The sequence below is a fragment of the Curtobacterium sp. P97 genome, assembly GCF_023712445.1.
In the GTDB taxonomy this organism is placed as follows: Bacteria; Actinomycetota; Actinomycetes; order Actinomycetales; family Microbacteriaceae; genus Curtobacterium.
Genome location: NZ_JAMAYF010000004.1, coordinates 79,311 through 99,527 on the forward strand (window position 1 = coordinate 79,311; position 20,217 = coordinate 99,527).

At 73.1% G+C, this 20,217-nt stretch carries 23 protein-coding genes; 4 read left to right on the top strand and 19 right to left on the bottom strand.

All coding sequences use genetic code 11. The annotated features are described in order from the left end of the window. Nucleotides 1-3 precede the first annotated feature (3 nt). From M3677_RS05330 to M3677_RS05345, 4 genes are all read right to left on the bottom strand, one after another. Complete coding sequence (locus tag M3677_RS05330; protein ID WP_251159966.1) at nucleotides 4-939, bottom strand: Ppx/GppA phosphatase family protein; 936 nt, start codon at nucleotides 937-939, stop codon at nucleotides 4-6. A 124-nt stretch (nucleotides 940-1,063) separates the two neighbouring features. Further along, nucleotides 1,064-1,921 carry a ribokinase gene (locus M3677_RS05335; RefSeq protein WP_251159967.1) on the bottom strand — a complete coding sequence of 286 codons (858 nt, stop codon included), beginning with the start codon at nucleotides 1,919-1,921 and terminating at the stop codon, nucleotides 1,064-1,066. After that, a complete protein-coding gene (locus tag M3677_RS05340) occupies nucleotides 1,918-3,336 on the bottom strand; it encodes an MFS transporter (RefSeq protein ID WP_251160076.1) in 1,419 nt (472 codons plus the stop codon). Before M3677_RS05340 ends, M3677_RS05335 begins: the two co-directional genes overlap by 4 nt. Further along, nucleotides 3,333-4,361, bottom strand: coding sequence for a nucleoside hydrolase (locus M3677_RS05345; protein WP_066651673.1), 1,029 nt, complete (start codon nucleotides 4,359-4,361; stop codon nucleotides 3,333-3,335). The genes M3677_RS05340 and M3677_RS05345 overlap by 4 nt, the downstream gene beginning before the upstream one ends. A gap of 232 nt (nucleotides 4,362-4,593) precedes the next feature. Between M3677_RS05345 and M3677_RS05350 the strand changes: the two genes are divergently transcribed. Then, entirely contained in the window at nucleotides 4,594-5,601 is a 1,008-nt protein-coding gene (locus M3677_RS05350) for a LacI family DNA-binding transcriptional regulator (RefSeq protein WP_251159968.1), read from the top strand. 377 nt (nucleotides 5,602-5,978) lie between these two features. Here the strand turns inward: M3677_RS05350 and M3677_RS05355 are convergent, their stop codons facing one another. The 9 genes from M3677_RS05355 to M3677_RS05395 all read right to left on the bottom strand — a co-directional run bounded on the left by M3677_RS05355 (nucleotide 5,979) and on the right by M3677_RS05395 (nucleotide 12,698). After that, the gene (locus M3677_RS05355) at nucleotides 5,979-7,688 is read right to left on the bottom strand and encodes an MDR family MFS transporter (RefSeq protein WP_251159969.1); all 1,710 of its coding nucleotides are present in this window, start codon (nucleotides 7,686-7,688) and stop codon (nucleotides 5,979-5,981) included. Further along, nucleotides 7,685-8,308: a TetR/AcrR family transcriptional regulator gene (locus M3677_RS05360; protein ID WP_235426427.1), complete on the bottom strand. Its 624-nt coding sequence runs from the start codon at nucleotides 8,306-8,308 to the stop codon at nucleotides 7,685-7,687. The genes M3677_RS05355 and M3677_RS05360 overlap by 4 nt, the downstream gene beginning before the upstream one ends. Before the next feature lie 47 nt (nucleotides 8,309-8,355). Beyond that, the gene (locus tag M3677_RS05365; RefSeq protein WP_235426426.1) at nucleotides 8,356-8,838 is read right to left on the bottom strand and encodes a GNAT family N-acetyltransferase; all 483 of its coding nucleotides are present in this window, start codon (nucleotides 8,836-8,838) and stop codon (nucleotides 8,356-8,358) included. 33 nt (nucleotides 8,839-8,871) lie between these two features. Beyond that, nucleotides 8,872-9,552, bottom strand: coding sequence for an HAD family hydrolase (locus tag M3677_RS05370; RefSeq protein WP_251159970.1), 681 nt, complete (start codon nucleotides 9,550-9,552; stop codon nucleotides 8,872-8,874). 48 nt (nucleotides 9,553-9,600) lie between these two features. Further along, nucleotides 9,601-10,242 (bottom strand): MBL fold metallo-hydrolase, encoded by a 642-nt coding sequence (locus M3677_RS05375; RefSeq protein ID WP_251159971.1) that lies wholly within the window; start codon nucleotides 10,240-10,242, stop codon nucleotides 9,601-9,603. Nucleotides 10,243-10,296: 54 nt separating this feature from the next. Next, nucleotides 10,297-10,722 (bottom strand): MarR family winged helix-turn-helix transcriptional regulator, encoded by a 426-nt coding sequence (locus M3677_RS05380; RefSeq protein WP_209684316.1) that lies wholly within the window; start codon nucleotides 10,720-10,722, stop codon nucleotides 10,297-10,299. A 79-nt stretch (nucleotides 10,723-10,801) separates the two neighbouring features. After that, nucleotides 10,802-11,374, bottom strand: coding sequence for a DUF3618 domain-containing protein (locus M3677_RS05385; RefSeq protein WP_251159972.1), 573 nt, complete (start codon nucleotides 11,372-11,374; stop codon nucleotides 10,802-10,804). Continuing rightward, entirely contained in the window at nucleotides 11,371-11,814 is a 444-nt protein-coding gene (locus M3677_RS05390) for a phage holin family protein (protein WP_066651661.1), read from the bottom strand. The genes M3677_RS05385 and M3677_RS05390 overlap by 4 nt, the downstream gene beginning before the upstream one ends. After that, on the bottom strand, nucleotides 11,811-12,698 hold the full coding sequence (locus tag M3677_RS05395) for a hypothetical protein (RefSeq protein WP_251159973.1): 888 nt from the start codon (nucleotides 12,696-12,698) through the stop codon (nucleotides 11,811-11,813). The genes M3677_RS05390 and M3677_RS05395 overlap by 4 nt, the downstream gene beginning before the upstream one ends. Before the next feature lie 199 nt (nucleotides 12,699-12,897). On the opposite strand from M3677_RS05395, the gene M3677_RS05400 reads away from it, so the two are divergent. After that, the gene (locus tag M3677_RS05400) at nucleotides 12,898-13,662 is read left to right on the top strand and encodes a glycosyltransferase family 2 protein (RefSeq protein ID WP_251159974.1); all 765 of its coding nucleotides are present in this window, start codon (nucleotides 12,898-12,900) and stop codon (nucleotides 13,660-13,662) included. Between the two features lie 83 nt (nucleotides 13,663-13,745). Further along, a complete protein-coding gene (locus M3677_RS05405) occupies nucleotides 13,746-14,429 on the top strand; it encodes a hypothetical protein (RefSeq protein WP_251159975.1) in 684 nt (227 codons plus the stop codon). A 3-nt stretch (nucleotides 14,430-14,432) separates the two neighbouring features. Here the strand turns inward: M3677_RS05405 and M3677_RS05410 are convergent, their stop codons facing one another. Further along, complete coding sequence (locus M3677_RS05410) at nucleotides 14,433-15,041, bottom strand: helix-turn-helix domain-containing protein (protein ID WP_066651653.1); 609 nt, start codon at nucleotides 15,039-15,041, stop codon at nucleotides 14,433-14,435. 66 nt (nucleotides 15,042-15,107) lie between these two features. Between M3677_RS05410 and M3677_RS05415 the strand changes: the two genes are divergently transcribed. After that, nucleotides 15,108-16,097, top strand: a complete 990-nt coding sequence (locus M3677_RS05415; protein ID WP_251159976.1) for an NAD(P)/FAD-dependent oxidoreductase — start codon at nucleotides 15,108-15,110, stop codon at nucleotides 16,095-16,097. On the opposite strand, the gene M3677_RS05420 is transcribed toward M3677_RS05415, so the two are convergent. From M3677_RS05420 to M3677_RS05440, 5 genes are all read right to left on the bottom strand, one after another. Then, on the bottom strand, nucleotides 16,082-16,750 hold the full coding sequence (locus M3677_RS05420; protein WP_066651649.1) for a pentapeptide repeat-containing protein: 669 nt from the start codon (nucleotides 16,748-16,750) through the stop codon (nucleotides 16,082-16,084). The genes M3677_RS05415 and M3677_RS05420 overlap by 16 nt on opposite strands. A gap of 4 nt (nucleotides 16,751-16,754) precedes the next feature. Further along, nucleotides 16,755-17,189 (bottom strand): DUF6314 family protein, encoded by a 435-nt coding sequence (locus tag M3677_RS05425; protein WP_251159977.1) that lies wholly within the window; start codon nucleotides 17,187-17,189, stop codon nucleotides 16,755-16,757. Between the two features lie 9 nt (nucleotides 17,190-17,198). Continuing rightward, on the bottom strand, nucleotides 17,199-17,546 hold the full coding sequence (locus tag M3677_RS05430; RefSeq protein WP_066651645.1) for a hypothetical protein: 348 nt from the start codon (nucleotides 17,544-17,546) through the stop codon (nucleotides 17,199-17,201). A 175-nt stretch (nucleotides 17,547-17,721) separates the two neighbouring features. After that, the gene (locus tag M3677_RS05435; protein ID WP_209684328.1) at nucleotides 17,722-18,780 is read right to left on the bottom strand and encodes an NAD-dependent epimerase/dehydratase family protein; all 1,059 of its coding nucleotides are present in this window, start codon (nucleotides 18,778-18,780) and stop codon (nucleotides 17,722-17,724) included. A 28-nt stretch (nucleotides 18,781-18,808) separates the two neighbouring features. Continuing rightward, nucleotides 18,809-19,999, bottom strand: coding sequence for a zinc-dependent alcohol dehydrogenase (locus M3677_RS05440; RefSeq protein ID WP_251159978.1), 1,191 nt, complete (start codon nucleotides 19,997-19,999; stop codon nucleotides 18,809-18,811). Nucleotides 20,000-20,217 lie beyond the last annotated feature (218 nt).

Here is a 20,217-nt window from a genome sequence, read left to right on the forward strand (position 1 = left end):
GTCTCAGCCGAGCACCGAGAGCTGGTCGAGCCGCTCGAGGATCACACCCTCGCGGAGCGCCCACGGGCAGATCTCGAGCGCCGGCAGGTCGAAGATGTCCAGGCACGCCTCGGCGACGAGCGCGCCGGGCACCACCTGATGGGCGCGGCTCGGTGAGACGCCGGGCAGCGCGGCCAGCTCGTCGACGGACTTCGTCAGCAGCGAGGGCAGCAGGCGGCGCAGCTCGGCGCCGTCGAGCGACCGCGGCACGAGCGGTCCGGCGGCCGACGGTGCTGCTCCGCAGATGCGGGCGATCGACCGGAAGGTCTTCGAGGTCGCCACGGCACGGTCGGGCCTGCCCGCACGGAGCAGCAGTCCGGCGTCGCGGGCGATCGCGACGCGGATCTCGTGGCGGATGCGGCGGACGTCGTCCTCGGAGGGCGTGCCCGCGGCGAAGTACGTCCGTGCGAGCCGTGCGGCACCGATCGGCATCGACCAGGCGACGTCCGGTGCCTCGTCCGCCCCGCCCGCGATCTCGAGCGAGCCGCCGCCGATGTCGAACACGGCGAGGCGTCCGGCGGACCACCCGGACCACCGCCGCACGGCCAGGAACGTCAGGCGTGCCTCGTCCTCGCCGGACAGCACCGCGAGCTCGACACCCGTGCGCTCCTCGACGTGGGCGAGCACCGCGTCGGAGTTCACCGCATCGCGGACGGCCGAGGTCGCGAAGCCGAGCATGTCCTCGCACCCGCGGTCCTCGGCGACACGGACGGCGTCGGCCACGAAGGTCGTCAGCGCGTCGACGCCCGCGGGCGTGACGGCCCCGGCATCGTCGAGGTGCTCCGCGAGCCGCAACGGCTGCTTGAAGGACGACGCCGGCAGCGGCGCGGCTCCGCCGTGGGCGTCCACCACGAGCAGGTGGCCGGTGTTGGACCCGATGTCGAGGACTCCGACGCGCATGCCACAACGCTAGCGGCCGACCACCCCCGCAACACGCAACGTCGGCGGCTGCTCGCCGCGGGACATCGCTGCGAGCACCCGCCACGGTTGCGTTCTGCGGGACGGGGCGGCCGGGAGGCGGGCGTCAGGTCCGCAGGAACGACGCCAGTTCCGACGGGGTCGGGTAGGACGCCTGGGCGCCCGGCTTCGTCGCGGCGTACGCACCGACCCCGACGGCGAAGCGCGCGGCCTCGAGCAGGGAGTCGCCGGCGTCGAGCCGGACCGCCACCGCACCCATGAACGCGTCACCGCAACCCGTGGTGTCGACGGGCTCGACCCGGACGGCGTCGACGTCGACCGGCGCGGCGTCCCCGTCGTGCACCGTGCAGCCCGCGCCGCCCCGGGTCACGATCGAGCGTGGGACCCCGTGGTCACCGAGCTCGGCCGCCTCGTGCTCGTTCACCAGCAGCACGTCGGTCAGGTCGAGGAGCTCCTGCGGCACGGCGCCGAACGGCGACAGGTTCGTCAGCACCGTCGCACCCGCGGCACGCCCGGCCCGCGCGGCGGCGAGCACGACGTCGATCGAGACCTCGAGGCAGAGCCCGAGCACGCCTGCGCCGTCGAACGCCGAGGCGGGCAGGTCCTCGGGCGTGAGCGTCGCGTTCGCGCCGCCGGAGATCACGATGGTGTTCTCGCCCGCGGCGTCGACCGTGATGACGGCGGTCCCGGTGGCGACGCCCTGCCGGACCGCGACGTGGGTCGTGTCGACGTGGGCCGATGCGACGGACTCGCGCAGCAGCGTACCGTTCCCGTCGTCGCCGACCGCACCGATCATGCGGACGGTGCCCCCGAGCCTCCCGGCTGCCACCGCCTGGTTGGCGGACTTGCCGCCGGGCAGGATCGCGAGGTCCGACCCCTGCAGGGTCTCCCCGGGCTTCGGGAAGCGCTCCGTGCGGACCACCAGGTCCGCGTTGAGGCTGCCCACGACGACGATGCCGCTCATGCGGTGGCTCCTGTCTCGGCCGAGGCCGGGCGCGGGATGAGGAAGGACGTGGCGAGGGCCGCGCAGGTGATCACGGCACCGAGCAGCATCCCACCGGAGTAGCCGGCGGTGCCCGCGGACCCGCCGGTGCCGAGCGCCGTCTGCAGTGCCGGCAGCACCGCGAAGCTGATGCCCGCACCGAGGTTGAACGCGCCGGCGTTGAGGCCCGGCAGGAAGCCGGGGTTGGACTCCGGCGAGAGCACGATGCCGAGCCCGTTCAGGACGATGTTCGCGATGCCGGCGTAGGTGATGCCGATCAGGACCGTCGCGGCGACGAGCACCGGCAGCGAGTGGACGCCGACGATCGCCATGACGAGCGTCGCGACGATGCTGCCGACCAGGCCCACGCGCAGCACCGCACGGTACCCGAGGGTGGGCGCGAGGCGACCGGCGAACGGTCCGACGACCCAGCCGACCAGCGCGTACGGCACGAGGAACGCGAGCGAGGCGAGGTCCGGCTCCATCCCGAAGCCGACCTCGGGGTTCTGGGCGAGACTCGTCACGAGGCCGTTCACGACCGCGAACACCCCGGTCATCGTCAGGAGCGTGGTGACGAGGAGCGCCCACGTGCCGCGCCTCCTGAGGTACGTCGTCTCGACGAGCGGCTCGCGGACCCGGGACTCGACCGCCCAGAAGACCGCGAACGCCACGAGGGCGACGACGATCCCGCCGACCACGACCGCCCAGTCCGCGGCGGCGAGCTTGCCGGCCTCGTTGAACGCCGTGAGCAGCGCGCCGACGCTGACGACCAGCGGCAGCACGCCCCACCAGTCCATCCGGGTGCCGGCGGACGGCTTCGACTCGACGCCCCACACCGCCACCATGAGCGCGGCGAGGACCGTGACGACCGCGATGACCCAGAAGATGCCGCGGAAGCCGAAGTGGGTGGCGATCCAGCCGCCGGCCAGCGCGTCGACACCGGCGATGCCACCGTTCACGGCGGTGAGCAGGCCGAGGGCTGCGCCGTAGCGCTTGGGGTCGGCGATCTCGTTGCGCAGGATGAGCAGGCCGATCGGGACGACCGGCCCGGTGACGCCCTGGATCATGCGGCCGGCGAAGAGCATCGGCACGTTCACGGCGAGGGCGGCGACCACGCTGCCGACGAGCATCACGAGGAGCATGCCGAGCAGGACCCGCTTGCGGCCGACGATGTCGGACAGCCGGGGCAGGAACAGTGAGAACAGGGCGGCGATCGTGAAGAACAGCGTCTGCGAGAGCCCGATGGTCGCGTCGTCGGTGCGGAGTTCGTCCGCCATCGTCGCGAGCGCCGGGCTGAGCATGCTCGCGTTGAGCTGGAACGCGACGCACGCGGCGAGCAGGGCGGCGGTGAGGGCGCCGATCGACTTCTTCGTCGAGGTGGTGGTCACGGTGCTCAGGCCTCCGGGGTGACGGTGGTGTCGGCGGACTCGACGGCCCGGGCTGCGGCGCGCGGGGACCACCCGGTGTCGGGCGTCTCGCCGATCCGCTCGAGGGCGTCGACCACCAGGTCCCAGAAGCGCCCGTGGTCGAGCTCCATCGCCGCGGACGTGCGGCAGTCCTCGGGCGCGGGACCGCGGAGGTCGGCGACGGTCATGCCGAGCGTGTGGGTGCCCGTCGTCTCGATCGCGATCGGCATCCGCACCGCGCGGACGATCGTCGGGTCGATGACGTACGCGACGGCGCAGGGGTCGTGCACGGGCGGGGCGTCGAACCCCTGGGCGTCCTCGTAGGCCTTGCCGAAGAACTCGAGCAGCTCGCCGACGAACGCTGCGGGCCCGGTGCCGACGGCGGCGATGCGCGCGGCCACCTCGGGGGTGGCGAGTGCCTGGTGGGTCAGGTCGAGCCCGACCATGACGACGTCCCACCCGGCGCGGAACACGATGTCCGCTGCCTCGGGGTCGATGACGATGTTGAACTCGGCGACCGGGCTCCAGTTGCCGACGTGCACGCCGCCGCCCATCAGGACGACCTGCTTGACGCGCTCGACGATGCGCGGTTCCTTGCGGACGGCGAGGGCGATGTTCGTCAGGCCGGCGGTCGGGACGATCGTCACGGTGCCGGGCTCGTGCGCCATCACGGTGTCGATGATGAGGTCGACCGCGTGCCGCTCGTCCAGGCCGAACGACGGCTCGGGGAGCATCGGCCCGTCCAGGCCGCTCTCGCCGTGGATCTCCGGGGCGACCTCGATCTCGCGCAGCAGCGGCCGGTCGGCGCCCGCAGCGAACGGCACGCCCGTGATGCCGGCGATGCGCGCCACGGCGAGGGCGTTGCGGGTGACCTTCGGCAGGGTCTGGTTGCCGACGACGGTGGTGACGGCGAGGAGCTCGATCGTCGGGTTGCCGTGTGCCAGCAGGATGGCGACGGCGTCGTCGTGGCCGGGGTCGCAGTCGAGGATGATCTTCTGCGTCGTTGCATCGGGCACCTTGGGCGCTCCACTTCGTCGGGGATCGGCGTCGGCGGGCCGCTCGCAGCCCGTCGTGTCCGGCAGCGCCGGACGGAGGTATGTGCTCGACGCGGTGGGGTCCGCACTGTGGAGGAACCAACTCCAGCGCGGCGCGTCAAGCGTTTGACATTCGAACACGTCAAACGCTTGACGTCAACTCCGAGCGATCCTCGTCCGACCGCCTGCCCTCGCCGGTCGGTAGGCTCGTCGGGTGCCCTCCCCCGCCGCTCACGGCCGTCGCGTGACCGCGGCGATGGTGGCCGAACGCGCGGGGACGAGCATCGCGACGGTCTCCCTGGTCGTCAACGGCAAGGAGCGCGGGCGGGTGTCCCCGCCGATGGCGGAGCGGGTGCGCGACGCGGTGGAGGCCCTCGGGTACGTCGTCGACCACGCGGCGAGCACCCTCGCCCGCGGCACCGGCGACCTGGTCGTGCTCATCGCACCCGACCTGTCGAACCCGTTCTTCGCCGAGGTGATCCGCGGCGTGCGCGACACCCTGGGCGACCGGTACCAGCTCGTGCTCTCGGTCACCGAGCGCGGCGCGCAGCCCACCGCCGCCGACCTCCGCCGCTTCGAGCGGCTGCGGCCTGCGGGGATCCTGGTCGACGCCCCGGCAGCCGGCGAGTCGATGGACGCGAGCGTGCCCGTCGTGCTGCTCGACGCCCCCGACGCCGCCGAGGGCACCACCGCCGTCGACTACGACCTCGCTCCGGGCATCGACGCGCTCGTCGCTCACCTGCGGGACCGCGGACACGACCACGTGGCGTACCTCGACGGCACCGCTCGGGTCGCCACGTTCGGCATCCGCCACCGGATGTTCGACGAGGCCTGCGCCGCCGCCGGGATCACGGTCTCGGAGATCGGTGCCCGCGCGGACCTGACGGTGGACGCCGCCGCACTGGCGACCGAGCACGTGGTCGAGGCGTGGCACGAGGACGGCGTCACCGCGGTCGTGGCGGCCGCGGACACCCTGGCGTACGGCGTGCTCCGGGTCGCGGGCGCGATGGGGCTCCGGGTCCCCGAGGACCTGGCGGTCGCGGGCTTCGACGACCTGCCCTCGTCGTCGGTCACGGCGCCGGCCCTGACGAGCGTCGCCCTCCCGGGAGCCGACCTCGGCCGCACCGCCGCCCTGCGCCTGCTCGCGACGATCGACGGCACCGCGGTGGAGCCCGTCGACCTGCCGGCCCGCCTGGTCCCCCGCGCCAGCACCGGCGCCTGACGGCGCCTCCGCACGATCCACCGGACGGGAGGCGCGGGGACCGGCCGGCACCGCGCCTCCCGTCCGACACAGCGCACGTCCGGCGACGCGGCCCCGTTCCGGCGACACGGCCCCGTTCCGGCGGCGAGACGCGGTGTCGGACCGCGAGACGCCGGCGTCTGTCCGGGACGCACCGGAACACGCGAGACGCCCCCGGTTCCGGAGGCGTCTCGCACGCGCGGGGGCGTCTCAGACCGACGCCGGCGTCTCGGCGCGGGGAGCGCCAGCGGCAGGCGGAGGTGTCCCGCCCCGACGCCGCCGTCTCGGCGCACGGAGCCCCCGTGACGGACGGGGCGTCTCGCGCCGACGCCGGCGTCTCAGCGCACGGAGCGCCCGCGTCAAGCGGAGGCGTCCCGCCCCGACACCGGCGTCTCGCCGCGCTCCGACGCCTGGCCGGGCGACGGGGCCGCGGCCGACCCGGCCGTCCCGGCCCGCTGCGCACGCTCGAGCTCGTCCGCCTCGGCGCCGCCGACCGCCTCGCCACGGGCGACCATGCCGGCCGTGTCCGACAGGCGGATCTGCGGCAGGAACAGTGCGAGCAGGAACGCGATCGCGATGAACGGCAGCAGGTACCAGAACACCGGCGCGAGGGAGTCGGCGTACGCGTTCACGATGCCGTCCTGCACCGCCTCGGGCAGCTTCGCGACGGTGGCCGGGTCGATGCTGCCCGCCGAGGACGCCGCGTCGGTGGCGGACCCGCCGGCCGAGGTGAAGACGTCGGTCAGCGCGCTCGTCAGCCGTGCCGTGAACAGCGCGCCGAAGACGGCGGTGCCCAGTGATGCGCCGACCTCGCGGAAGTAGTTGTTCGTCGACGTGGCGGTGCCCACCTGCTCCGCGGGCACGGCGTTCTGCGCGACGAGGACGACCACCTGCATGATGAGCCCGAGCCCCGCGCCGAACACGAACAGGTAGGCGCAGATGAGCCAGATCGGGGTGTCCGCGGCGAGCTGCGTCATGGCGAGCATGGCCAGCGCCACGAGCACCGTGCCGACGATCGGGAACGCCCGGTAGCGGCCGGTCTTGGTGATGAGGTTGCCGGACGCGATCGACGTACCGATGAGGCCGACCATCATCGGCAGCATGAGCAGGCCGGACACCGCGGCCGAGGTACCCGACGCCATCTGCAGGAACGTCGGGACGAACCCGATCGCGGCGAACATGCCGATGCCGAGCACGAGGCCGATGCCCGTCGCGAGCAGGAACGTGCGGTTGCGGAAGAAGGACATCGGCAGCACCGGGTCCTCGACGCGCGACTCGACGAGCACGAGCAGCGCGGCCGAGACGACGAGTCCGGCGAACCAGGCCCACGTCTCGGGGGCGTCCCAGCCGTGGTCCCTGCTGCCGCCGAACTCGGAGAAGAACACGAGGCAGGTGGTCGCGGCGGACATGAGCACGACGCCGAGCACGTCGATCCGCTTCTCGGCCTTCTTCGTCGGCAGGGTCAGCGCGAACCAGGCGACGAAGAACGCCGCGATGCCGACCGGGATGTTGATGTAGAACGCCCAGTTCCAGGTGAGGTGGTCGACGAAGAACCCGCCGAGCAGCGGGCCGCCGATCGCCGACAGGCCGAAGATCGCGCCGAGCGGGCCGAGGTACTTGCCGCGCTCCGAGGCGGGGACGATGTCGGCGATGATCGCCTGCGACAGGATCATCAGGCCACCGCCGCCCAGGCCCTGCATCGCGCGGAAGACGACGAGCTGCGTGAAGTCGCCGGCGAAGGCGCAGCCGGCGGACGCGATCGTGAACAGGGCGATCGCGACGAGGAACAGGTTGCGGCGCCCGAGGACGTCGCCGAACTTGCCGTAGATCGGCATCACGATGGTCGATGCGAGCAGGTACCCGGTCGTGAGCCAGGCCTGGTGCGCGACGCCGCCGAGTTCGCCCACGATGGTGGGCATCGCCGTCGACACGATCGTCTGGTCGAGGCTCGACAGGAGCATCCCGGCGATGAGGGCGGAGAAGATGATCCAGATGCGTCGCTGCGTCAGCAGCAGCGGTCCGTCGGATCCGGGTCGGGCACGCTTCGTGCCCTGCGCGGTGGCGCTCATGCGGTGTGGTCCTGTCCGGTGGTGGTGATGGCCGCCCTGAGCTGGCGGAGGTTGTCGGTGAGCAGCGCGTCGAACGACGGCCCGGTCGACTCGTCGAAGGCGTCGTCGAAGTAGGTGCCGGCGGTGACCTTGAGCAGGCCCGCGGCCGCCTCGGCGACCAGCTGGGCCCGTCGATCGTCCGGGTCGGTCCACCCGAAGCGCTCCCGCACGGCCTGTCCGACCGCGGCGAGCTGGACGTCCGCGGCCGCCAGGAACTTCGCGACCATCAGCGGCTCGGCGTCGAACACCCGACGGACCAGGGCCTCGTCGGCGCGGTCGAGCCCGACGACGTGCATCTGCTCGATCGCGAGCGCGACGATCGACCCGAGCGGGTCGAGGTCCGTCGGCACGAGCGAGCCGTCGGCGTACGCCGCGAGCAGTTCCGACATGGCGCCCTGCTCGATGCCGAGCACGGCGTCGTCCTTCGACGCGAAGTGGTTGAAGAACGTGCGCCGGGAGACGCCGACCGTCTCGCAGAGCTGCTCGATGGTGAAGCCGTGCAGACCGTGCTCGATCGTGGCCCGGCGTGCCTCGACGACCATGCGTCGGCGCAGCGTGCGGGTGCGTTCGGTGGGGCTCACCGAGCAAGAATTGCACTCTGATGCTGAGAGTGCAACAGGAGGACGAGTTACAGCGCCTTCGCGAAGCAGAACGACCAGGGCATGGTCGCGGCGTACGGCTCGTAGACGTCGATCTGCTGCCACCCCGTCTTGCGGTACAGCGCGACGGCCTCGGGCTGCTTGTCGCCGGTCTGCAGGATCACGCGGGACACGCCCTGCTCGCGTGCGACCTGCTCGCCCTCGGTGAGCAGCGCGGTGGCGGCGCCCTTGCCGCGGGCGGCGGCGAGGACGATCAGGCGCTTCAGCTCGACCTCGTCGCCGAGGTGCCGGACGGCGATGTGCCCGAGGGCGGAACCGTCCTCGTCGATCGCGAGCAACGAGGTGATCACGGTCGCCGGGTCGACGGCCAGCACACGGTTCCGCTCGGCGGTGACGGCCGGGTCCTCGTCCGCGTGCCCGTCACCGTAGCGCTCGTGCATCTCGTCGTCCATGGTGGCGCGGAGGGCAACTCCACGAGGGTCGTCCCAGGCAACGCGCTCGATCGTGATCACGATCGTCCATCCTCGCACGCACCGGGGCGGGACTCAGGCCAGCGCGGCGATCGGCCCCTCGCCCGCCCGGAACGCGGCGAGCACGGCGGCTGCGTCGTCGTACACGGCCGCGGCACCGGCCCCGCGGAGTTCGTCGCCGCCGATCCCGCCGGTCATCACACCGACGCAGGGCAGCCCGACCTTCCCCGACGACTCGACGTCCCACATGGCGTCACCGACCATCACCGCGCGATCCGCAGCGACGCCGACCTTGTCGAGCGCGACCTGGATGATCCCGGGGTCCGGCTTCGCCTGCTCCACGTCCTCCGAGCTCGTCTCGGCCGTCACCCACGCGGACGCGTCGAGCAGCTCGCGCAGCACCGACAGCTCCGACTCGGGCGCACTCGTCGCCAGCACGACCGCGTGGCCGGCGTCGGCGACCGCCTCGAGCAGTTCACGCGCCCCGGGCAGCAGCCGCAGCTGCGGCATGTGCTCCGAGTAGTAGGCGGTGTGGAACTGCTTGGCGGTGTCGCGGACCTCGTCGGAGGCGTCGGGCAGCAGCTCCTCGAGCAGGCGCCGGGAGTCCATGCCGATCGCCCGGTGGATCCGCCACGCGTCGACGGACTCGCCGGCGGCTCGGAACGCTCGCCACCATGCGTCGACGTGCGCGTAGTTCGAGTCGGCGAGGGTGCCGTCGATGTCGAAGAGGACGGCGGTCGAGGGAGCATCAGGCATCCGCCCAGCCTGCTCCCACGACCACCGGTTCGACCCAGGGTCGCGCGATCAGACCTCGATCGACGAACCGACGGGCAGGATCGACGCCGGGACGCCACCGAGGCCCTCGGTGCCGAACATCCGGACGTTCATCTCCTGACCGCCCTCGCTGAGGAGCAGCTCGTGGATCTGCACCACGCGCTCCGGTGCGACCGCGCGGACGTAGTCGACACCCTCGCCGGTCTTCGCCCACGGCCCGCTCGTCGGGACGAGCAGGGTCCGGACCGGGACGTCCGGCACGAGGTAGGCGTCGCCCGGGTGGAAGACGGCGTCGTTCACCAGGTAGCCCACGTTCGCGATGGTGGGGATGTCGCGGTGGATGACCGCGTGCTCCTCCCCGAAGACCCGGGCACGGAAGGGCCCGACCTCGACCGTGTCGCCCGCGGCGACCGCGCGGACGCGGCCGTCGTGGTCGCCGAGCTGCTCGACGACCGACGCCGGACCGTGGACGACGACGTCGGCGCTGCGCTCCAGACCCGCACGGATCGCGTCGACGGCGAAGTGGTCGGCGTGCTCGTGCGTGACGAGGACGACCGTGGCCCCGGCGACGAGGTCGGCGGACTCGGGCGTGAACGAGCCCGGGTCGATGACGAGCGAGGCGCCGTCCTGCTCGAGGACGACGGTGGCGTGGTTGTACTTCGTCAGCTGCATGTCGCTAACTGTACAACACTGTTGTACAAATGGGACCGGTTGTCGGAGGGACCCTCAGTCAGCCCGGCGCGCCAGACGCTCGAGGATGTCGGGCAACCGGGCGAGGAGCGCGCGCTCGTCGTCGTCGAGCTCCGCACGCACGGCCGTCGCGAGCCAGTCCGCGCGCCCGTCCATGTCCCGCTGCAGCGCGGCGCGGCCGGCATCGGTGATGCGGATCACCGACGCCCGTCGGTCCGTCTCGGACACGGTCCGCTCGACGTACTCCTGGCTCGTCAGCTCCGCAACGGTCCGGGACTGTCCCTGGTGCTTCACGCCGCGTCGCCGGGCGAGCTCCGCGATCGTCATCGGCCCCTCGCGTCCGAGGAACCCCAGCGTCGTCGAGTGCGCCGGCGGCAGGCTGTCGCCCTCGCGCCGGGCCGCCCGCACGACGCGGCCGATCGACTGGCGCAACTCGGCGGCGAGTTCGTCGATCGGGTCCATGGGCCCCGACGCTACCGCGGAACGGACGGGAGGCCCGTGGCGGCGTCGCCACGGGCCTCCCGTCCGTCACGGGGTGACGTCAGCTGCTGCGCACGTCGTCCGCAGCACCCTTCGCGTGCTCCTGGACGTCGGACGCGGCGCCCTGCGCCTCGTCCTTGACGGTCTGCGCGGCATCCTGCGCGGTCCCCTTGAGGTCCTGCGCGTGCTCCTTCGCCACGTCGCCCAGCTGCGAACCGACGTCCTTCGCCTGGGACTTGACGTCCTCGACGAGGGGCGCCGCCTTGTCCTTGAGCTCACCGGCGAGCTGCTCCTCCTTGTCGGACGTCGGGATGAGCGACGAGGCGAGCCACCCGGCGCCGAACGCGATGAGCCCGACCGCGAGCGGGTTGCCCTTGGCCTTCTCGACACCCTTGTGCGCAACGTCCTTCGCCTGGTCGGCCGTCCCGGACGCCGACCCCGAGACGCTCGAGCCGGCGGAGTGCGCCGAGCCCATCACCGAGTCGCGGACGCCCTGGAAACGGTTCTTCACCCGGTCGGTCTGGCGGTGCGCGATCGACGACGGGTTGACCTTGTCGGCCATGGCGTCGACGTCGGACCCGAGGGCACCGCGGGTGCGCTCGATGTCGGCACGGATCTCTTCTGGGGTGCTCATGGCTTCCTCCCGGTGTTCGGCTTCAGTGCTTCGGGGACTTCCTTGACGGTCTCGACCGTCTGCGGGGCGCCCTGGATCTCCTTGATCTCCTTGCGCCCCCGGACGGCGAGGATCGCGGCGACGATCGCGTAGACCACGGCGATCACGACGGCGGACCACGCGTTGCCGATGAGGTACCCGAGACCCCACCACGCGGCGATCGACAGGAACAACAGGGCGAACAGGGCGGTGAGCCCGGCGCCGCCGAACATGCCGCCGGCCTTGCCCGCCTTCTTGGCGGACTCGGTGAGCTCCGCCTTGGCGAGGGCGACCTCCTGGCGGAACAGCGACGACAGGTCCTTGGACACGTCGGTCAGCAGTTCGCCCAGGGGCGTCGTGGCGGCGCGTTCCTCGGGCGTCGGCTCACCGAGCGGGGTCGCGCCCGGGACCGTGTGGCTCATACGCCGCTCCCCGTGCCGGTCGAGGTCTCGCCGGCCTCCTTCTCGTGCTTGACCTCGGTGGCGAGGGCCTTCGTCAGGCGTCCGGCGAGGATGCCGGCGCCCGCGGCGAGCGCGATGAACGTGCCGGGACGCTTCGCGGCGAAGGACTTCACCTCGTCGAGGAGCGAGCCGGGGTCGCGGTTCTCGAGGTACCCGGCTGCGGAGCCCGCGCGGTTCGACAGGTCGCGGACGACCTTCGCGGCGATGCCCTGCTCGTCGTCCTTGTCGGCCATGCGGCCGAGCTGCTCGCCGAGGCTGCGGAGCCCTCCGGCGGCGCGCTCCTGCTGCCCGGCCGCCTGCTCCTTGAGCGTGTCGGAGGCCTGGGAGTAGAGCTGCTTGGCGTGGTCGGTCGCCTCGGAGGCGACGTTCGACGCCTGCTCCTTCGCGGTGCCGGCCACGTCCGCGGCCTTGTCCTTCGCGTCACCGGCGACGTCCTGCGCGGCACCCTTGGCTGCGTCGGCCTTGCCGCCGTCGCTGCTGCTGCCGCCGCCGGCGCCGGCACCGGTGCTCGTGGCGGTGGCCCCGCCGACGGGCGGGACGGAGCCGGTGGAGGTGCCGGTGCCCGTGCTCGTCGTCGTGGAGTCGTGCAGCGGTGCCGACGCGCCGGCGGCGGACGGCGTCGCCGGGAGCTGCTCGTCGGCGGGCAGCGCGTCGAGCGGCTCGACGTCGTCGAAGCCGTCGGGCCGGAGGACGTCGTCGAAGTCGCGGTCGGTGTCGCGCGGCGCGGGGACGCCGGTGCCGAAGGAGGGCACCGTCACGCCCGGGTGCACCTCGTGTCCCTCGGCAGCCGCGGTGCGGTCGTGGATGGGCGTCCCGGAGTCGTTCCCGGGTGGGTTCGTGGTCATGGTCGGCCTTCCGGTTCGGTCGCGGCGGGTACGGCACCCGTCGCGCTGGCCCCGACCGTGCGCGACCGGCGCTGCGTTGCAGCACAGGAACGTCGATCTGCGCGGTCGGTCCGTCCACGGAACGCGGAGGGGCTGCCGTGGTCGACCGCGGCAGCGGGGCCGACGGTCCGCCCAGCGCGCCTCCGGCAGGATCGGCAGGGTGCCGCAGGTCTCCGTCGTCGTCCCCGTGCTCGACGATGCCGAGCACCTCGCACGCTGCCTGGACGCACTGGCCGCGCAGACGCACCCCGTGCACGAGGTCCTCGTCGTCGACAACGGCAGCACCGACGACAGCGTCGAGGTCGCCCGGGCCGCGGGCGCGACCGTGTTGCACGAACCCGTACGAGGCATCGCCTCGGCCTCGGCCCGTGGGTACGACCGCGCCTCGGGGGACGTCATCGCGCGGCTCGACGCCGACTCGGTGCCGCCGCCGGGATGGATTGCCGAGTCGGTGCGCCTGCTCGAACGGCCGGGCGTCGTGGCGGTCACCGGCCCCGGTCGACCGCGCGAGGGCGGCCGGGTCCTGCGCCGCCTGTGGGACGGGCTCTACATGGGTCCGTACTTCGTGCTGATGTGGTCGGCGCTCGGACGTCCTCCGCTGTTCGGCTCGGCGATGGCGATGCATCGTGCCACGTGGCTCGCGGCTCGTTGCCGGGCACACCGTGACGACCCGGAGGTGCACGACGACGTCGACCTCTCGATGCAGCTCGACCCCGCGTGGCACGTGGTGGCCGCCCGGTCGCTCACCGTCGAGGTGTCGGCGCGGCCGTTGTCCGGTGCGGCCTCCGTCGCGCGGCGGACCCGGCGCGCGTTCCACACCTTCCGGGTCAACGGCCGGCGGGCGAACCCGGTGCGGCGGTGGGCGCGACGGGGCCGCGTGGCGCTCCGGGCACGCGTCCCCGCTCGCTGGACCCTCCGGCGCTGACCGGCGCACCGAGCGGCGTCGACGACTACCGTCGGCAGCACGAGGTCGGGTGGACACCTGACGACGCACCCGGGGGCGGAACGATGCGGCACACACGCACCACGACGCTGCTCGCCACGATCGGACTCGGGGTGGGCCTCGCGCTCACCCTGTCAGGGTGCACCGGCGCCGGCGGTGACGGCGCCACCCCGACCGCGAGCACGTCCTCGTCGTCGACGACGTCGGGTGCGCCGACCCCGACCGACGGCGCCACCCCGGCACGGACGCCCGGCTCCGGGGCGACGCACACGTCGTCACCGCCGTCGAGCACCGCACCGGCCTCCGCGACGGGCACGGTGCCGGAGACGTGCGACGACCTCGTGACACCGGGCGCGTTCGAGTACACCGACGAGGCAGCCCTGAACGACCCCGCCGTCGTCGGTGACCTCGAGGTCCCCCGCACCGCACTGACCCCGGCACGGCAGTCGAGCGGGCAACGGTTGTACTGCGTCTGGCGTGACCCCGAGGCCGACCTCACGAACCTCACCATCCAGGTCGAGAACGTCGTCCCGTCGCGTGCCACGGAGGCGCTCCGCGGACTGTCCGGCTTCGACTGCGCGTCCGTCGACGACGGGCTCCGGTGCCAGAAGGTCACGCAGAACCCGCAGTACCCCGTGACCGACGGCGACACCTACTTCACCCGCGGCGACATCGGCATCCGCATCGCCCAGTCGAACGTGCCGACGGACGGGCTCCTCGAGGACGTCGTCGGGCACGTGTTCGGCTGAGCCTCAGCCCGCCGGCCGTGACCGCACGTGGGCCCGCTCCCCCTGCGGCCCGTACAGGCAGAGCACCTCGGTGACCTCGTCCGTGGTGTTGCCGACCCAGTGCGGGGTGTGCGTGTCGAACTCGACGACCTCGCCCGGCCCGAGGTCGAAGTCGCGGTCGCCGAGCAGCAGGCGCAGACGTCCCGACAGCACGTAGAGCCACTCGTAGCCCTCGTGCGTCTTCAGGCTCCGGTCGCCGTTCGCCGGCATCGGCGGGATGAGCTGCTTGAACGACCGCACGCCCCCGGTGCGCTTCGTCAGCGGGATCACCACGCGACCGCCGTGCCGCTCGGGCTGCAGGTGGACGCGTGGGTCGCCGGTCTGCGGTGCGCCGACGAGGTCGTCGAGCGGCACCTGGTACGCCCGGGCGAGGGGCAGCAGCAGCTCGAGGGTCGGTCGACGCTGCCCCGACTCGAGCCGCGAGAGCGTCGACACCGAGATGCCGGTCTCCGCGGCGAGCGCCGCGAGCGTGACCTGTCGTCGCTCCCGCAGCGACCGCAGCCGCGGGCCGACCGCGTCGACGACCTGCGCCGTCGTCGGTGGGGTGATCCGTTCCTCCCGGCCGTGCACCATGCCGCCATGTTGCCACACCGGCAAGATTCGTTGCCGTTGTCGCCGACCACTGTCCATGATGCGGTCATGCGTGATCACTACGACGTCATCGTCATCGGCGGCTCGGCCGCCGGCCTGTCCGCCGCACTCATCACGGGGCGGTCGCGCCGTTCCGTCCTCGTCGTCGACGCGGGTGAGCCCCGGAACGCGCCCGCCGAGGGCGCCCACAACTACCTCGGGCGCGAGGGCGTCGCACCCGCGGAGCTGACCCGGATCGGCCGTGAGGAGGTCGCCGCGTACGGCGTCGAGGTCGCGGCCGGGAGGGTCGTGGCCACGTCCGCCACCGAGGGCACCGGTGTCGACCCCGTCGGCTTCTCGGTCACCCTCGACTCCGGAGCGGTCGTCACGTCGCGCCGGTTGGTCGTCGCCTCCGGCGCCGTCGACGTGCTGCCGGACGTCCCCGGCCTCGCCGAGCAGTGGGGACGCGGCGTCGTGCACTGCCCGTTCTGCCACGGGTGGGAGGTCCGCGACGGCCGCATCGGTGTCCTCGTCACCACACCGAACGGTGCGCACCACGCCCAGATGTTCCGCGCGCTGAGCGACCGGGTCACGGCGTTCGTCACGGACCCCGCACTGGTCGACGACACCGCGCTCGCCGGTCTCCGGGCCCGCGGCGTCGAGGTGGTCGAGGCGTCGGTCACGCGGGTCCGCTCCTCGGACGGCGTCCTGACCGGTGTCGAGCTCGACTCCGGGGAGGTCGTCGCGCTCGACGCGCTCGCGGCGTCGAGCACGGCGGAGCCACGCGTCGGGTTCCTCGAGGGGCTCGGGCTGCACGCGGAGGACGTCGTCGTGAACGGCTTCCGGTTCGGCGGTGGGCTCACCGTCGACGCGGTCGGCCAGACGGGCGTCCGCGGGGTGTACGCCGCGGGCAACGTCACGTCACCGATGGCCACCGTCATCGCGTCGGCGGCTGCGGGGACCCAGGCCGGTGCCGCGGTGCACGGCGACCTCGTCCAGGCCGACATCGCGGCGGCGCTGGCCGCCGACGCGGAGCCCGCCGGTCACTCCACGCGGTAGCCGGCCTGCGCTGCCAGGAGCGGCGCGAGGGCGAACAGCTGGTCGGTGCCGATCGTCGCCCCGCGGAGGCCCTCGAGCCGCTCCACCCGGTCGAGGTCGGCGTCGCGCAGGTCCACGTGCTCGATGCGGGTGCCCGAGCCCTCCACGGAGCGGATCCGGGTGCCGGGGAAGGCCACGCGCAGCAGCCGGGCGTCGGCGACGTCGAGCTCGTCGACCACGCAGTCGCGGAACACGACGTCGGTGAGCGTCGAGCCGCGCAGGTTGACGAACCCGAGCTTCATGCCGACGAACTCGACCCCGTTCAGCGTCGCGTCGTACAGCTCGGCGGAGCCGACCCGGCCACCGGCGACCCGGACCTCGCGCCAGGCGCTGCTCGAGGCGCGGAACACCGGCGCGTCGAGCGTCTCGACCACCGAGTCGCGGATGCGCAGTCCGCGCAGGTCGGTGCCGTCCGCCCGGAGCGTGTCGACCACGCACTCCTCGAGCTCGAGGTCGGGCAGGCGCTCGCCCGCGAGGTCGAGCACGTCGATGCGCCTGCCGTCGATCCGGTCCCCGGTCAGGACGTCACCGGGCGCCGGTGCCCAGTCGTCGAGATCCCGCGGGTCGATCGGGGTGATCCGTGGGGCGGCGGTACCGGTGGAGGAGCGTGCCATGCGCTCAGTCTGCCGTGGTGGACCGACGCTGCAGGACGCTGTCGAGCCGGTGGTCCTTCGCCGGGCCGCGTGCCCGCCACCGGACGGTCCAGCACTCGGCGTCCCCGTCGAGCACGCCCGTGTAGTCGTCGGGCGCGCACGCGTGCTCGACCGTGGTGCCCCACACCCATTCGTGGAAGACCCGGCCGTCGGCGAAGTGCACCGTCCACCGGCCGTCAGGGCCCCGGCGCACGACGAGGGTCCGGGAGACCGGCACCACGCGGCCGTCGAAGGTCATCGTGCCGGACTCGTCCCAGCGCACCTCGTCCGGGGTCGTCAGCGTCAGGGTCGTCGACCCGGTGACGGTGCCGGTCACACCCGCGAGGCGGTCGTCGACCGTCCGGCGGAGCGTCCAGTCGCCCAGCAGGTCCGTCGGCAGCAGCGGGCTCCTCGGCAGCACCCGGCCAGGTTACGCGCGGAGCGCCTCGGCCCGGGCGTCCCGGCGCTCGTCGTCGGTGATGAGGCCGCGGCGGTGCAGGTCGTCGAGCTCGGCGAGCCGGTGCTCTCGGGAGACCGCCGGAGCGAACGCTGCGCTCTGCGCCGCGCGGTACGCCAGGTCCTCCTGCAGGGTCAGGGGGTCCTGTCCACGAGCGGCCATCCGTCGGGACCGGTGCACGACGAGGACGATCACCGCGACGACGCCGAGGAGCGTGACGATGCCGCCGACGGCCACGAGGGTCCAGACCAGGTCGTACACGGGCGGGATCAGCGGGTTGTGGGTCTCCCCGCCCGGGGCCCCGAAGTCGTCGATCGCCATGTCAGCTCCTCCCCCGCCGGGCACGGTCGCGCCCTGGGCTGGAGCGTAGCGCGCCCGGTGCTCCCCGGAACAGGTGCCATGGCAGGGGCTTCCGGGCGTACCTGGTGGAACCGTCCCACCAGGTACGCCCGATTCCACCAGGGACGCCCGGTCCCACCAGGGACGCCCGCGTCCCTCAGCCGCGCAGGGGCCCGGACGCCTCGACGTTCGCCCCGTCCGCGAACCCGCCGACGAGCTCGCGCAGCGCGTCCTCCGCCGTGTGCTGCGGCACCCACCCGAGCTCGCGCCGAGCCCGGTCGGTCCGCATGATCGGCACGCCGGCGGCGATGTCGAGCCACCCGGCGTCCGTCGGTTGGAGCCGGAGCCGCCAGGTCAGCGTGACGATCCCGCGCAGCAGCCGGAGCGGTACCCGCACCGCCCCGAGCATCCCCGCTGCCCGGGCCATGCGTGGCGGGGTGAGCACCGGCGTCGCCGCGATGTTGAACGCCCCGGCCGCACGTCGGTCGATCGTCCGCCAGAACGCGTCCGCCAGGTCGTCGGCGTGCACGGCCTGGAACACGAACGGCAGCGGCAGCGGCAGCACCGCGAACCGAGCCGCCCGGACGATCGACATCGGCACGAGGTGCCCGAGGAACAGCCCCCGGAGCTCGGCCGCGACCCCGCGCTGGAACACCAGTCCGGGTCGGAGCCGCGTGACGACGACCCCGGGGTGCTGCGACGCGAACACGTCGAGAGCGGCTTCGTTCTCGGCCTTGTGGATCGAGTAGGTGGCGGTCTGGATGCCGGTGGCGGGGAACGACTCGTCCACCGGGGTCCGCTTGCCCTCGACGTCGACGCCGCGGTAAGCGCCGACCGACGAGGACACGACGACCTGCCCGACGCCGGCCCGGGCGACCGCCGCGAGCACGTTCGCCGTCCCGGTGACGTTCGTCCGGTGCTGCGCCGGGATGTCGTGCGTCGGCTGGAGTGCCCACGCCAGGTGCACCACGGCGTCGGCGCCCTGGAACACCGCCGTCAGCTCGTCCACGGCGCGCGGACCACCGACGTCGACCGCGTGCCACACGGCGACGTCGTACGGCGCGACCCGGGCGTCCGGCACCCGGCGGGCGACGCCGACGACCTGCAGGCCGTCCTCGTCGCCCGCGCGGCCGTCACCGGTGAGCCGCGCAGCCGCGAGCCGTCGGAGCACCGCGGTCCCGACGTTGCCGGTCGCCCCGACCACGACGACGCGCATCAGCGCACCCGCAGCGGACGGGCGGTCATCAGGCCGCGGCCATCGACGGGTCGAGCACGACCTTGATGCAGCCGTCCTCCTTCTTCTGGAAGACCGAGTACATCTGAGGGGCGTCCTCGAGCGAGACCCGGTGCGTGGTGAGGTCGAGCGTGCCGAGCGGGTCCGAGGGGTCGGACACGAGCGGCATGAGGTCGTCGACCCAGCGGCGGACGTTGCACTGCCCCTCGCGGATCGTGATCTGCTTGTCGAAGAGGGTCATCATCGGCATCGGGTCGGCCATGCCGCCGTAGACACCGGACAGCGACACCGTGCCGCCGCGGCGCACGAGGTCGATCGCCGCCTGCACGGCTGCGAGCCGGTCGACGCCGGCGGTCTCGATCGCCTTCTGCGCGAGCTTGTCGGGCAGCAACCCGGCCGCGCGCTGCGCGAACCCGGCGACGGGGTTGCCGTGCGCCTCCATGCCGACCGCGTCGACGACACCGTCCGGGCCGCGCCCGTCGGTGAGGTCGATCAGCTTCGACACCATGTCGTCGTCGAGGTCGAACACCTCGATGCCGTGCTTCGCACCGAGGTCGCGGCGGACCTGCTCGGGGTCGACGGCGAGGACCCGGTACCCGAGGTGCTTGCCGATGCGTGCGGCGAACTGGCCGACCGGACCGAGACCGAGCACCGCGAGCGTGCCGCCCTCGGGGACCTCGGCGTACTGCACGGCCTGCCACGCGGTCGGGATGATGTCGCTCATGAAGAGCCACTGGTCGTCGGCGCCGGTGTCCGGCACCTTGATGGGCCCGTAGTCGGCGTGCGGCACGCGGAGGTACTCGGCCTGGCCGCCGGGGACCTGGCCGTACATCTTCGTGTACCCGAAGAGCGAGGCGCCGGTGCCGTACTCCTTGACCTGGGTGGTCTCGCACTGCGACTGGAAGCCGTGCTGGCACATCCAGCAGTGGCCGCAGGAGATGTTGAACGGCACGACGACGCGGTCGCCGACCTTGAGGTTCGTGACGGCGGAGCCGACCTCCTCGACGATGCCCATGGGCTCGTGGCCGAGGACGTCGCCCTTGTCGATGTACGGGCCGAGGACCCGGTACAGGTGCAGGTCGGAGCCGCAGATCGCCGTCGAGGTGATCCGCACGATCGCGTCGGTCGGCTCCTGGATCGTCGGGTCGGGGACGGTCTCGACGGACACCTTCTCGGTGCCCTGCCAGGTGAGTGCGCGCACGTCGCGTTCCTCTCGTCGTTGCTTCGGGCCGGCCGGGAGGCACGGCTCACGTGACCTCCTCGGTACGCGCCCGCCCCGTGGTGCCCTCCCAGCCCCGTCCTCCACGCGCGCTGCGGGCGGCGGTGGGCGGGCCTGTCGTCCGCACCGGTGGCCGGTCGGCCACCGCGACTCCTCCGGCGTGCGGATGCGCCGGCGCCCGCCCGGTCGGCAGGCTGGAG